Below are 12,993 nucleotides of genomic sequence, written 5' to 3' on the forward strand. Positions count from 1 at the left end.
GCCCAGTCGGAATAAAATTTGATGGCCAGCTTGATGGCGGCACCGTCGGCCAGACCGGAGGCACCGACTTCGTAAACCAACTGCACCTCTGTCCATTCGCCGGCCACCAGACGGCCGTGTGAACAGGTGGTGTGCCCCAGGAAGGGGCGGGCGCGATTGCGTTCATACAGACCCAGGGGCGCGATATGGCCCGGATTGGCGGCAATGTCGGTCACGAATAGGTTCCTTCGTTCAGATGCCAGGTGCGGTATAGCCAAGGGCCGCCATTTCCGGATGAACCGGCTGACCATTGATGGTGACGGAACCGACCTGCGGTGCCAGGAAACCCGACAGCAGGTTCATCGATGCGGTCTTGCCACACCCCGAGGAACATGGCGCCGGCCGAGGCGAAACCAATAACAACGACATATTCAGTGTTCATTAGATTATTTCACGATGAGTTTACGATAATACATTACAATACATGTTGGCACCCCCCCGGCTTGAAATCGTTGAAACCACCCCGGCCGGGTGGCATCAAGGACGCCGTCTGGTGAAGGCGACAGGAGGCGGCGGTGAGTTTGGTGCGGGAAAATGCGACGGCGATGTACCGCCAGATCGCGGTGCGCCTGCGCGATGAAATCGCCGCCGGGCTGTTTGAACCGTCAGGCCGCCTGCCCGGCGAAGCAGAAATCGGAAACCGTTTCGCGGTCAGCCGGGTCACCGTGCGCCAAGCGCTGGACCTGCTGGAAACCGAGGGTCTGATCGTGCGGCGCAAGGGCAAAGGCACGTTTACCGCCGACACCAGGATGCGCCACCCGCTGGACACGCTGCGCAGTTTTCACGAATCCCTGAAGCTGCAAGGGCTGAACGCCACCATGCGGCACCTGCGGGCCGATCTCACATCCACCCCGCGTGAACTGCGCGCCCATTTTGGCGAACATTGCCTGGTGGCTGTGCGTCTGCATCTGGTGGATAACAGCCCGGTTGCCCTGGGCCGCAGCATTCTGCCCTCAGCCCTGGCACAGTATGACTGGCTGAATGCCCAGCATACGCCCATCTATTCCATTCTGAATGACGTGGTCGGCAAGCCCGTCTGCGGCGCCGATGTGGAGATCAAGGCCACCGCCGCAGAGGGCGAGGCGGCGGCGATGCTGGAGGTGCGGCCCGGCACACCGCTGCTGGTCATGGACCGCAGATCCTATTTCGCGGACCAGTCGACGGCGGTGCAATCCACCTTCTTTGTACGCCCGGAACGGTATAGTTTTATTCTGTCCCACCGCTGGGGTGGGTAATGCAGCGACCCTATGCCCTGACGCCGGACCTGCCGCTGTTAACCCGCGATGGGCTGCTGCAGACCGATCCGGCATCCGGGCCGACAGTCCGCCGATCATTCCTTTTTCTTGCACGCGGCAAGGTCGGCATGTCCGTCATTCTGAACTGTGTCGGGCGATTCCTGGATACGCTTTGATTTTTCTGCTTTGATGACGCCCTCCAACGGCTGCAACAGGCAGACTGATGAATCCGCGTCCCGGCCCCCGCAACAGCATCACCGATATTGAAGGGCTGCTGGTTGGCCATGCCACCGATGAGAAAATCGGGTCCGGTGTCACCGTCATCCGCTGCGGCGGCCCATGGGTGGCCGCTGTCGATATAAGGGGCGGCGGCCCCGGCGTGCGGGAGACGGAAACCCTGTCGCCGGAAAATGTGGTGGGGGGTATCCATGCGCTCTGCCTGTCTGGCGGGTCGGTCTTCGGGTTGGCGGCGGCGGATGGGGTGGTCGGATATCTGTCGGAACGCGATGTCGGGCTGCGGCTGCGCCCCGGCGGGCGGGCCATCCCCATCGTGCCCGCCGCCGTGCTGCATGATCTGAACAATCCCGGTGACAAGGATTGGGGTGAAATTTCTCCTTACCGCGCCCTGGGGGCGACCGCGATTGCAGCGGCGGGGACAGAGGTGACGCTGGGTTCCGTTGGGGCCGGGCGCGGCGCCATGGCCGGTTACATCAAGGGCGGGATCGGCACCGCCTCCCTGGATTTGGGCGATGGCTTGATGGTCGCGGCCCTGGTGGCGGTCAACCCGATCGGATCGGTGCTGATGCCCGACAACAGCACCTATTGGGCCTGGCCCTACGAGATTGAGGGGGAGTTCGGCAACCGGCGGCCCGATCCGGCGGCCCCACCGGTAACGGACCCCACGCCGGATGTCACCAGACTGCGGGAACTGGGCCGGCTGAACCAAGGTGCCAACACCACCCTGGCGGTGGTGGCCACCAATGCCGCCATCGACAAGCTGGAGGCCAAGCGCATTGCCATCATGGCGCATGATGGCATGGCCCGCGCCATCCGCCCCGTGCATACGCCGTTCGATGGCGATCTGGTCTTTGCCATTGGCAGCGGGGCCGTGCCGCTGGGGGATGATCGCACCCGGCAATGGCAGGCGGCCCGCATCGGGTCCGCCGCCGCCGACGTGCTGGCCCGTGCCATCGCGCGGGGGGTTCACCAGGCCGGGGGATGATCCATCCCCCCTTTTTTCTTACGCCGGCGGCACGAAATCATGACCGCTGGTCACGCTTTCTTGCCCCTCAATCGCCGGCGCCAGCCTCCGCTGGCTTGGCTACGCCGCACGAGCGGCGCGGCGGCAGTCGCCGCCGTACCATCGGCCAAGAATTTTGACCGATGATTTTACGCCCCCGGCAGGCGCGGGGTGGCGGCCAGCAATTGCGCGGTATAGGGATGCTCGGGTGCTGACAATACCTTTGCCGTCGGCCCCTGTTCCACGATCCGGCCCTGGCGGATCACCAGCACCCGGTCGGTGATGGCCCGCATCACCGAGAGATCGTGCGAGACAAACAGATAGGCCAGCCCCAGTTCCGCCGAGAGCCGGGCCAGCAGGTCCAGAATATCGGCGCGGATGGAGACATCCAGCGCCGACACCGCCTCATCCAGCACCACCAGCCTGGGCTCCACAATCAAGGCGCGGGCCAGGGCGATACGCTGGCGCTGCCCACCGGAAAACTGGTGCGGATAGCGCGTGGCATCGGCGGCGGACAGGCCGACCCGTTCCAGCACCTTTTCCACCCGCTGCCGCCGCTCTGCCGCCGGCAAGGGTGTATCCAGCAGGTGCAGCGGTTCTGCCACAATGGTTTCCACCTGCTGACGCGGGTTGAAACTGCCGGCGGGGTCCTGGAAAACCGCCTGCATCTGCCGTCGCAAGGCGCGTTGTTCAGGGGCCGTGCGGCCATGCAGGGGCTGCCCATCCAGCAGGATCTGGCCGGCCTGCGGCAGGTCCAGCCCCAGCACACAGCGCAGCAGGCTGGATTTGCCGGACCCGCTTTCCCCCACCACCCCCAGCGTTTCGCCGGGGGCGATATCAAAGCTGATATCCGTCACCGCCCGCACCGGCTCCCCCCGCCGGAACAGTCCCTGGCGGGTGCCGGGATAGACCCGCGACAGGCCGGAGACGGACAGGATGGGCGGGCGGGCCGGATCAATGGCCGGTGACCGCAAGGGCTGGTGCCGCGCCCGTTCCAGCAGGGAACGGGTATAGGGGGCGGCGGGGCGGGTCAGCACGGCCCCGGCCGGCCCCTGCTCCACCAACTGGCCATCCTTCAGCACGGCAATATGGTCGGCCACCTGCCCGACCAACCCCAGATCGTGGCTGACCAGCAGCAGGCCCATGTCCCCTTCCCGCACCAGCCGCACGATCAGATCCATCACCTGGGCCTGGGTGGTGACGTCCAGCGCGGTGGTCGGTTCATCCGCGATCAGCAATTTCGGCCCGCCGGCAATGGCGATGGCGATCCCCACCCGCTGACGCTGCCCGCCGGAAAGCTGGTGCGGGAAGCGATGGGGGGAGAAGGTTGCCGGGGGCAGCCCCACCCGGTCCAGCAGGCCAAGCGCGCTGTCCCAGGCGGCCCACCGGCCCAGCCCACGCGCCGCCCGCACCGCCTCTGCCACCTGGGCGCCAATGGACAGGATCGGGTTCAGCGCCGTCAGCGGTTCCTGAAAGATCATGCCGGCCACCCGGCCGCGCAACCGGTCCCCCTGGGCAGGCGTCAGCGTGGCCCAATCCTGCCCGTTCAGCAGCACCCGGCCCGACAGGACCGCCCCATCGGGCAGCAGGCCCATGGCCGCCAGGGCGGCACTGGATTTGCCCGAACCGGATTCCCCGATCAGGCCGACAATCTGTCCCGGCGCGATATCCAGGTTGAAACCGGAAAGCGCCACCCGGTCACCATAGCGGATGCCGGCATTCTGGAATGACAGGATGGTCATGCCCCTTCCCCCCGGCGGAAATGGCGACCCAGCCCGTCACCGGTCAGGGTCAACCCGAATACGGCCAGCAGGATGGCCAGCCCCGGCACGATGGCCAGCCAGGGGGCCGTGCCGATCAGCGTCTGGGCATCGGCCAGCATCCGCCCCCAGCTTGGTGCTGGCGGCTGCACCCCGAGCCCGACATAGGAGAGGCCGGCTTCCGCCAGCAGGGCGAGCGAGAACTGGATCGTCGCCTGTACCGACAGCGGGCCGGACAGGTTGGGCAGGATATGTTGAAGGGAGATCAGTCCCCTTCCCTTGCCGGCCAGCATGGCCGCAGCCACGAAATCCAGTTGCCAGAGGCGCTGAGCCTCCCCCCGCGTCAGGCGGGCAAAGACAGGGATGTTCAAAATGGCGATGGCCAGCACGGCATTCGACGCCCCCGGCCCCAGCGTTGCCGCCAGCAGGATGGCCAGCATCAGCCAGGGAAAGGCGAAGACCAGATCGCCGCTGCGCATCAGCCCTTCATCCACCCAGCCGCCACGCGCCGCCGCCAGCAGCCCCAGCGGCACCCCCACCACCAGGGCCACCCCTACCCCCAGCAACGAGACGGAAAGCGACACCGAAGCCCCCGCCAGCAACATGGAAAGCAGGTCGCGGCCCAGATGATCGGTGCCAAGCAGGTGCGTGGCAGAAGGCGGCAGCAAACGGCTGCCGACATCCAGGACCGCCACGTCAAAGGGCGTCCAGACCAGGGAGAGCAGCCCCGCCGCCACAAACAGGCCCGTCAGCAGCAACCCCAGCCATAGCGTCACATTGCGCCCCTTTCTCATGACGCCCCCCGATCCCGCAGGCGCGGATCAATCCAGGCGGCGGCCATGTCAACGGCCAGGGAGGCTATGACGGTGAACCCGACCAGCAGCACCACGACAGACTGCACAACGATCAGATCGCGCTGCGCGATGGCCTGCAGGACCAGCCGGCCCAGGCCGGGCAGATAAAACACATTCTCCACAATCGCTCCACCGGCCAGCAGGAACGGCACCTGCAGGCCCAGCAAGGTCAGCACCGGCCCCATGGCATTGGGCAGGGCATGGCGGCGGATGGCCTGGCCCCGGCTCAACCCCTTGGCGCGGGCGGTGCGGACAAAATCCTTGTGCAGGGTTTCAATCAGGCTGCCGCGCGCCACGCGGGCCAGGATGGCCGCCTGGGGCAGCGCCAGGGCCAGCACCGGCAGCACCAGCGCCGACAGGGCCGGGCCGATGCCCGCCCCCCAGCCGGGAAAGCCGCCGGCGGCAAACCAACCCAAGCCAAGTGCAAAGACCAGCACCAGCAGAATGGCCAGCCAGAAGCCCGGCACGGCAATGCCCAGACGCATGATCCAGGATAGCAGCCCGTCCACCCAGCCGCCCTGCCGCACCGCCGCCAGATAGCCGGCAGGCAGCCCGATCAGCAGGGACAGCAGCGTGGCCAGCAAGGCCAGCGGCAGGGACAGCGCCAGCCTTTCGCCGATCAGGTCCGCCACCGGCACGCGATAGGTATAGGAAATGCCGAAATCGCCCCGCAGCAGCCCGCCCAGCCAATCCAGGTAACGGGCGGGGATGGAACCCTGCAGCCCCAATTCCCGGTGCAGATTGGCAATCGCCTCCGGCGTGGCATTCAGCCCCATCATGAAGGCGGCAGGATCGCCCGGCACCACCTGCACCAGGGCGAAAATCAGGATGCTGGCCGCCAGCAGGGTGCCGGCCAGCACCGACAGCCGGGCCAGCACATAGGCGGGACCAAAGCCCCAGACCGCCAGCCCCAGCAACAGCACAAGCACCCCCAGCAGCAGCCAGCCACCCCCACCGACAGCGGCAGCGGCCTGAACCGTTTCGCCCGCCGCTGCAGCACCGGTGGTGAAATGCGCCCGGCTGTAATCCAGCATCTGGTTGGGGCTGTTCAGCCAGATATCCGCCAGATCGCGGTCCTGCACGCCCAGATGCGGGAACTGGTAGAGATAGGCATTGACCGCATCCTCGGCCAGCTTGCGCTGCAGATCACCCAGGATGCGATGCCGGGCCGCCTGATCGGGGGCCGTCTTCAGATCGGCCAGCAAGGCGCGATAAGCCGGGCTTTCATAGCCGAAATAATAGCCGGTGCGGCCATAGATTTCGTAATCATAAGGCTCGGCATGGTTGATGACGGTTAGATCAAAATCATGCCTTTTATAAACTTCATCCAGCCATCCCGCCCATTCGACATTGACGATCCGGGCGCGGATGCCCACAGCCGCCAATTGGGCGGCCACAATCTCCCCACCCCGGCGGGCATAGGCCGGCGGCGGCAGTTTCAAGGTCAGGTCCAGCCCGTCGGCATGGCCCGCCTCGGCCAGCAGCCGGCGGGCGGCAGCGGGATCATGCGGGGAAAGCCCGGTCAGATCGACATAGTCGGGGTTCTGCGGCGGGAAATGGCTGCCGATAGGGGTGCCATAGCCATACATCGACCCGTCGATGATGGCTTGCCGGTCCAGGGCCAGCGCGATGGCGCGTCGCACCCTGATATCGGAAAGCGGCCCCTGGCGCTGGTTGATCGCCAGGATCACCTCCCCCTCCGACGGGGTGACGGCCAGTTTCAGGCGGGGATCGGCGGCCAATTGGCCCATCACCTCCGGTGCCGGGAAGTCCGGGAACAGGTCCAGGTCACCGGCCCGCATGGCAGCATAGGCGGCGTTGGGATCGGCAATGAAGCGGAAAACCAGCCGCGACAGACGGGCCGGCAGGCCCCAATAGCCATCGAAGCGCTGCAAGCTCACCGCATCGCCACGCCGCCATTCGACAAAGCGGAACGGGCCGGTCCCAACCGGGGCCGTGGCCAGCCGCGCCGCCGACTGGCGGGAGACGATCACGGCATCGCCCAGGCTCAACAGGGTGGGAAAGCCGGAATCGCGCGCCGCCAGTTCAATGCGCACCTGCAAGGGCCCGGTCGCGGTGATCGATGTAATCGCGCGCAGGGCCTGCGCCTGGGCATTGGTGGAATTGGGGGCGATGGCCCGCGACAGGCTGAACACCACATCATCGGCACTCAACGGGCTGCCATCATGGAACTGCACACCGGGCCGCAGATCGAACAGATAGGTGCGCCCATCCGCCGAGACCGTCCAGCCGCTGGCCAGCAGGGGCTGGACGGAACCATCGGCGGCAATGCGGGTCAAACCTTCAAAGATGGTGCCATAGGTCACATCATCGGTGGGGGTGGCCGCCCCGCTGGTCGGGTCCAGATTGGGCGGTTCCAGCTGCAAGCCGACGCGCAGCGTATCGCGCAGGGCGGCGGGGGCAGCGACCGGCAGCAGCAGAAAGGCCAACAGGGCAAGAAAAGCGGCAAACAGCCTCATGCCGTCGCCCGCCCGTCGGCCCGCGCGGCCGCTTGTTCGGCCAGTTGCGGCAAGCCCAATTGGCGATAAAGGGCGGCCAGCGCCCGGTTCAGCGGCACATTGCCGGGATCGGACGCGCGGCGCAGTTCCAACGCCTGCTGTGCTTCCACCCAGGCACCGGCCTTGATCTGCGCATCCAGCAGGAACTGGGCGAACAGGTCGCGCTGCGCGTGGCTGCCGCCCAGCCGGGCCAGCCGTGGCACGGCATCGGATAGCAGCGGCAAGGCCTCTGCCGCCTGCCCGCGTGCCAAGGCCACCAGCCCACGCGCCAGCGGCAGGGCGGCATCGCGCCATGTGGCGCGGCTATGGTCCGGTGCTCTCTGCGCCGCATCAGCGATGGCCGCCAGCAATTGATCCGCCTCCGCCCGCCCCGCCCGCGCCAGACCATAGGCGTACTGCACCGACAGGAAGGGCTGCACCACATCCGTGGCGCGGGCGGCCAGATAGGTCCCCAGTTCGTCCCAGCGGTCGCCCACGCTGTACCCGGCCAGTTCCAGCCGGGCCAGCAGGGAGACAGCCCCCACCTGATCCTGGGAATAATCCCGCGCATGGGCCCAGACCTGGGCGTCATAGATTGCCAGCGCCGCCGGTGCATTCCCCCGGCTGAGATGGAACAGGGCCAGATGCCACCAGAGATGGGTGACCATGAAGCTGTTCAGCCCCTGCCAGCCCGGCGACCATGCGGTCAGGGCCGCCAGCCCTTCATCAATGCGGCCCTGTGTCAGCCAGACATGGGCCAGCGCGTGCTGGGCCCAGGGATCGGTCGGGACAATGGCCAGACCGGCGCAGGCCGCCGCCGCCGCCTCTGTCAGCAGATGCAGCTGTTCATAGGCGAAGGCCAGACAACCGCCCAGATAGGGCAAGTCCGGCGCCACCGCCGCCACACCCTGCGCCGCCCGCAGCATGGCGGGAAAGTCGCCATGGTTGAACAGATGGTAATGCAGCAGTTTCAGTGTCGCCAGATCGCGCGGATGATCGGCCAGGATGGCCGACAAGATGGCCACCGTACCGTCAATATCATCGGCGACCCAGGCGGCCAGGGCATCCGCCAGCCGCCGCTCCCGCTCATTCGCCGTGGCCAGCCGCAGCCGGGCGGCGTCCAGATGCGGACGGGCCGCCTCTGCCGCCCCCGGCGCCTCTGCCAGCAGGTTCAGGAACCCGGCATAGAGATGCACCAGGACCGGCGCATCGGCCCCCTGCGCCGCCGGCAGGATATTCAGCGCCCGCGCCTCATAGGCGATCATACCGCCAACGAAATCATTGATGGCCGGCAGGCTTGCTTCCGGAACCGAAACAGGATTGCCCAGCAGATCCCTTGGCATCATTCACCCTTGCTGCTGTCCAGGAAGCGGGCCACATCGGCGGCGGAACGCGCCGGTATCTCCCATTGCGGCAGATGGCCGACATTGGGATAGATCACCAGTTCCGCCTGCGGGATGGCCGCCTTGAATTTCTGTGCCGCCGCCACGTCAATGATCTGGTCGGCCTCCCCCCACAGGATCAGCGTGGGGATCTGGATGCCGGCCAGCAATTCGTTGGAGGCGGTCAGCGATCCGGGGTTGAGCGACATCAGGATGGGCCGGTGACCCGGCAAGCGCTGCAGGTCGGCCCAACGCTGGATGAAGGCTTCGGTCAGCACCGACTGATCCACCACATCGCGCTTCAGCCCTTCGCGGATCAGCGGCTTGTTATCGATGGAGGCAAGGAGATCGCGGCCCCATTGATAGCGCATCAGCTTGAAGGCCAGCGGCGGGTCTTGCAAGCTGACGGCCGGCCAGCCGGCGGCATCCACCAGGATCAGCCGTGACAGCCGGTCCGGATGGCGCACGGCCAATTGCCAGGCCACACCGCCGCCCAGGGAATTGCCGGCAATGGCGATGCGGCCCAAGCCCAGCTTCACCGCCAGTTCTTCCACCAGATCGGCATAGCGATCGGGGGCGGCGGGGAAATCGGCCGGCGCCTCCGTCAGCCCATGGCCGGGCAGGTCCAGGGCGATGACGCGGTAATTGGCCGACAGCACCTGCGTCCAGCCGTCCCAGGAAAAGCCATTGTCACCAAAGCCATGCACCAGGAAAAGCACCGGCGCCTCCGCCGGCCCGCTTTCCAGATAATGCAGCCGCACCCCGCCCGACAGATCGGCATGGCGGGAATTGGCGCGGCCATACTGGGCCTGTAACTCCGCTGCCGGAATATCGGGGGCGCGCAGATAAAGCCAGCCCCCTGCCGCGACCAGCACCAGAACCAGTATCAGGCCCGCAATCACCGCCACGATCTTCATGCCCCGTCTCCTTCGGTAGACTTGTATCAGGCGGGGCCGATCCCGCCCACCAGCTCAGCGTTGCGCCAGCCCTTACAGTTCATAGGTCAGGCGCACGCCATAGGTGGCGGGGCGCCCCGGCGAGGCGATATTGGCATTGGGCAGGAAGAAGTTACGGGTATTGTCATAATCCGTATTGAAGATGTTGCGGCCATACAGCCCCGCCGACCAGCCCCCTTCATCGGGATGCAGGGTCAGCGTGGCATTGGCGATCCAGCGCGACGGCAGGTCATAGCCGGAACCCAGGAACGACGGCAGCTTGTCGCGATAGGCATAATCGGCCTGCGCCTCCACCGCAAAACGGCCCACCGGGATCGTATAGGCGACGGAGCCCTGATAGGACCAGTTGGCCAGCGGAATGGCGGTGCCCGACAGGTCAATCGTGCTGGCCGAATAAAGGCCGGTAACCGGATTGCGGGTCAGGGAGCCGGTATTGATGTTGCTGTAATCCTTATATTCCCCCTTCTTGAACCCGACCGATTGGGTCAGGCGCAGATTGTGCAGCGGGGTGACGGTCAATTCCAGCTCCCCACCGTAAATTTCCGATTTGGGCGCATTGACGATACGGCCGATCAGGCCGCGCTGGGGATTGACGATGGTGCCCAGCACCTGCTGGTTCCGGTAATCATAATAATAGGCGGCACCGTTCAGCCGGACCGACTTTCGCAGGTCGGATTTGAAGCCGATCTCATAGGCATAGAGCGTTTCCGGCTTGAACGGATCAATCTGCTCCGCATTGGGGGAGTTATAGACGGTGAATCCGCCCGATTTCACCCCCCGGCTGGCATTGGCATAGAGCAGCAGATTTTCCTGCGGCCGGAATTCCAGCCCGATCTTGCCGGTACCCTCGTTCAGTTCCTGATCGCGGTTGCCATTGCTGAAGGTGGGCGCACCGCCAATGGCCGTGCGGAAATCGCGCAGCTTGCGCTTTTCATTTTCATAGCGCAGGCCGGCGACCAGCTTCACCTGTTCCGTCAGTTCATAGCCCACCTGGCCAAAGCCACTGATTGAATCCACCTTCTGGCGATAGGCGGTGTCGGTGATGAAGCCCAAGCTCTGACTGAAATCGGTGCGGAACGTCTCATCCTGGTCTTGATGGGAATAATAGGCCCCGGTCACCCAGGAAAACCGCCCATTATCGAGGGAGGACAAGCGCAGTTCCTGGGAGAAGACATCGATATTGCTGGCCCAGTAGGTGTCGGATTCACGGCTGGCGGAGGCATCCCAGTCCGCCAGCTCGCGCCGGTCCAGATGGTCAAAAGCGGTGATGCTGGTCAGGCGGACCTGCTCACTCAGGTCCGATGCCACCGTCAGGCTGCCGCCATAGCTTTCATTATCCTTCTGCGGCTTGGCATCGGCCGCGAAACCGTTCAGCGCTGCAAAGCTGGGCGAGAACCCCCAGCCCGTGGCGCGCCGGCTGGTATCGGCCGGGATGGTGGGGCCCGGTGTGGCGCCATAGCCCTGGGTGGTGAAGGGTCGGAACAGGTAAAGCCCGGTCTGTTCCGACTGGTCGCGCCCGCCATGCAGGTTCAACGTCACCGTGGTGGTTTCCGACGGCGTGAATTCCAACAGCGCCCGGCCGAACAGGCGGTCGGCATCGCCCAGATGCTGGCCGGTGACGCGGTTTTTCTGGAAACCGCCGCCCTGTTCCGTCACCCCGGAAAGACGAAACCGCAGCTTGTCATTGATGGGGCCGGAAACAAAACCTTCCGCCTTGAATTCATCAAACCGGCCATATTGCGCATCGATCCCGGCACTGAAATCCGCCGTGGGGCGGCGGGAGATGAAGTTGATGGCACCACCCGTCGTGTTGCGACCGTAAAGCGTGCCCTGCGGCCCGCGCAGCACCTCCACCCGATCAATATCGAACAGCACACCCTGGGTCGCCACCGGCACCGGATAGGCCACCTCATCCACATAGACGCCAACGGTGGGGGTATTATTGGTGGCGTAATCCTCAAACCCCACGCCGCGCAGGCGGAACTGTGGCTGCCCACCGCCGAAGGCCGGCACCACTTCCAGGCTGGGCGTCTGGTTCTGCAACTGGTTGACATTGGACAGGCCGCGCCTGGCCAACTCTTCCCCGCTCAACACCGACAGGGCTACACCGACATTCTGGGCGGATTCAGACCGGCGCTGGGCGGTGACGATGATGTCTTCCACCTGCCCGCCCTGCCCTGCGGCTGCCGGGGCGTTCTGTGCCAAGGCAGAAAACGGTGATACCAGGGATCCGAACGCCAGCGCTGTGGTGACGGAAAGGCGGAATTTCATATTTTTAAGCTCCCCAAAGGCAGTGGCGTTCATCGGGCTGATGCGAATGTGGTTCATCGCCGCGATGAGGTCATCGTCGATGAAATATTATCTACTTATATTATAGGAATTACAAAGCCAAATTTCACACATATATGCGATATAATAAAATTATACAAATTTAAGATGTTATATCATGCCCTGCCCCGCCGAAATAGCGGGCAAGGGTGGGAAGGGTCTGCCAGGAGAGCTGGTCCCCAGTGAGCGGACAGTTTTTGTTCGGCGTTAAGCTTGGTTGTTGATTTCCACGCGGAACTGACCCGGGATTTCCATCGAGAAATGACCCACCATTGAGTTATGCGGCTTGGTTCATGATTGGGTCAAGGCATGTGGATTTCCCTTTCTTTTGCCGGATGCTGCGGCAGTGCTGGCTTTGAAACGAAAGCTGTGATTTCCGGTTTCGACGATGTGACAGCGATGTGTGAGGCGATCGAGCAAGGCGGTGGTCATTTTGGCATCGCCAAAGACGGTGGCCCATTCGCTGAAGCTGAGGTTGGTGGTTATGATGACGCTGGTCCGCTCATAGAGTTTGCTGAGCAGGTGGAATAGCAGCGCACCGCCAGATGCGCTGAACGGCAGGTACCCGAGTTCGTCCAGAATCACGAGATCCAGGCGTGTCATGTGTAAAAGTCTGGACTAAATCTGACGGCATGCTGGAATGGCGGGTATTGATCGCCTGTGTCGGGGCATGCCCCGACACAGGCGGCGGCGTAAGAAGA

General features: G+C 64.7%; 11 protein-coding genes and 1 pseudogene. 3 read left to right on the top strand and 9 right to left on the bottom strand.

Annotated elements, in window-relative coordinates; translation table 11 throughout:
- Both CHB97_RS25205 and CHB97_RS27155 read right to left on the bottom strand, forming a co-directional pair.
- Positions 1-215, bottom strand: a 215-nt coding sequence (locus tag CHB97_RS25205; RefSeq protein WP_143271325.1) for a hypothetical protein, incomplete at its 3' end; no start/stop codon positions are given.
- Between the two features lie 16 nt (positions 216-231).
- Complete coding sequence (locus CHB97_RS27155) at positions 232-408, bottom strand: ATP-binding cassette domain-containing protein (protein ID WP_371333141.1); 177 nt, start codon at positions 406-408, stop codon at positions 232-234.
- 146 nt (positions 409-554) lie between these two features.
- Between CHB97_RS27155 and CHB97_RS25210 the strand changes: the two genes are divergently transcribed.
- Genes CHB97_RS25210 through CHB97_RS25215 form a run of 3 tightly spaced genes read left to right on the top strand, consistent with a single transcriptional unit; the run spans position 555 to position 2,496 of the window.
- Positions 555-1,274, top strand: a complete 720-nt coding sequence (locus CHB97_RS25210) for a GntR family transcriptional regulator (protein ID WP_244559707.1) — start codon at positions 555-557, stop codon at positions 1,272-1,274.
- A complete protein-coding gene (locus tag CHB97_RS26565) occupies positions 1,274-1,450 on the top strand; it encodes a hypothetical protein (protein WP_160106259.1) in 177 nt (58 codons plus the stop codon). The genes CHB97_RS25210 and CHB97_RS26565 overlap by 1 nt, the downstream gene beginning before the upstream one ends.
- A 47-nt stretch (positions 1,451-1,497) precedes the next feature.
- Positions 1,498-2,496: a P1 family peptidase gene (locus CHB97_RS25215; protein ID WP_089290796.1), complete on the top strand. Its 999-nt coding sequence runs from the start codon at positions 1,498-1,500 to the stop codon at positions 2,494-2,496.
- A gap of 167 nt (positions 2,497-2,663) precedes the next feature.
- On the opposite strand, the gene CHB97_RS25220 is transcribed toward CHB97_RS25215, so the two are convergent.
- The 7 genes and pseudogenes from CHB97_RS25220 to CHB97_RS25250 form a co-directional block, all read right to left on the bottom strand.
- The gene (locus tag CHB97_RS25220) at positions 2,664-4,256 is read right to left on the bottom strand and encodes an ABC transporter ATP-binding protein (RefSeq protein ID WP_089290795.1); all 1,593 of its coding nucleotides are present in this window, start codon (positions 4,254-4,256) and stop codon (positions 2,664-2,666) included.
- Positions 4,253-5,068 carry an ABC transporter permease gene (locus CHB97_RS25225; RefSeq protein ID WP_089290794.1) on the bottom strand — a complete coding sequence of 272 codons (816 nt, stop codon included), beginning with the start codon at positions 5,066-5,068 and terminating at the stop codon, positions 4,253-4,255. Before CHB97_RS25225 ends, CHB97_RS25220 begins: the two co-directional genes overlap by 4 nt.
- Entirely contained in the window at positions 5,065-7,608 is a 2,544-nt protein-coding gene (locus tag CHB97_RS26930) for an ABC transporter substrate-binding protein (RefSeq protein ID WP_089290793.1), read from the bottom strand. Before CHB97_RS26930 ends, CHB97_RS25225 begins: the two co-directional genes overlap by 4 nt.
- Positions 7,605-8,972 carry a tetratricopeptide repeat protein gene (locus tag CHB97_RS25235; protein ID WP_200820127.1) on the bottom strand — a complete coding sequence of 456 codons (1,368 nt, stop codon included), beginning with the start codon at positions 8,970-8,972 and terminating at the stop codon, positions 7,605-7,607. The genes CHB97_RS26930 and CHB97_RS25235 overlap by 4 nt, the downstream gene beginning before the upstream one ends.
- Positions 8,969-9,925: an alpha/beta fold hydrolase gene (locus tag CHB97_RS25240; RefSeq protein ID WP_089290791.1), complete on the bottom strand. Its 957-nt coding sequence runs from the start codon at positions 9,923-9,925 to the stop codon at positions 8,969-8,971. The genes CHB97_RS25235 and CHB97_RS25240 overlap by 4 nt, the downstream gene beginning before the upstream one ends.
- Positions 9,926-9,997: 72 nt before the next feature.
- Complete coding sequence (locus CHB97_RS25245) at positions 9,998-12,235, bottom strand: TonB-dependent receptor (protein WP_089290798.1); 2,238 nt, start codon at positions 12,233-12,235, stop codon at positions 9,998-10,000.
- Positions 12,236-12,583: 348 nt separating this feature from the next.
- Positions 12,584-12,895: pseudogene (locus tag CHB97_RS25250) on the bottom strand (ATP-binding protein); the annotation flags it as partial.
- Positions 12,896-12,993: the final 98 nt, after the last annotated feature.

It is taken from the genome of Azospirillum sp. RU38E, from assembly GCF_900188385.1.
GTDB lineage: Bacteria > Pseudomonadota > Alphaproteobacteria > Azospirillales > Azospirillaceae > Niveispirillum.

What these genes read in the sequence shown, in the direction of transcription:
- CHB97_RS26565 (WP_160106259.1), top strand. Translation starts at nt 1,274, where the DNA reads ATGCAGCGACCCTATGCCCTGACGCCGGACCTGCCGCTGTTAACCCGC.
- CHB97_RS25225 (WP_089290794.1), bottom strand. Translation starts at nt 5,068, where the DNA reads ATGAGAAAGGGGCGCAATGTGACGCTATGGCTGGGGTTGCTGCTGACG.
- CHB97_RS25215 (WP_089290796.1), top strand. Translation starts at nt 1,498, where the DNA reads ATGAATCCGCGTCCCGGCCCCCGCAACAGCATCACCGATATTGAAGGG.
- CHB97_RS25245 (WP_089290798.1), bottom strand. Translation starts at nt 12,235, where the DNA reads ATGAAATTCCGCCTTTCCGTCACCACAGCGCTGGCGTTCGGATCCCTG.
- CHB97_RS25220 (WP_089290795.1), bottom strand. Translation starts at nt 4,256, where the DNA reads ATGACCATCCTGTCATTCCAGAATGCCGGCATCCGCTATGGTGACCGG.
- CHB97_RS27155 (WP_371333141.1), bottom strand. Translation starts at nt 408, where the DNA reads ATGTCGTTGTTATTGGTTTCGCCTCGGCCGGCGCCATGTTCCTCGGGG.
- CHB97_RS25235 (WP_200820127.1), bottom strand. Translation starts at nt 8,972, where the DNA reads ATGATGCCAAGGGATCTGCTGGGCAATCCTGTTTCGGTTCCGGAAGCA.
- CHB97_RS25240 (WP_089290791.1), bottom strand. Translation starts at nt 9,925, where the DNA reads ATGAAGATCGTGGCGGTGATTGCGGGCCTGATACTGGTTCTGGTGCTG.
- CHB97_RS26930 (WP_089290793.1), bottom strand. Translation starts at nt 7,608, where the DNA reads ATGAGGCTGTTTGCCGCTTTTCTTGCCCTGTTGGCCTTTCTGCTGCTG.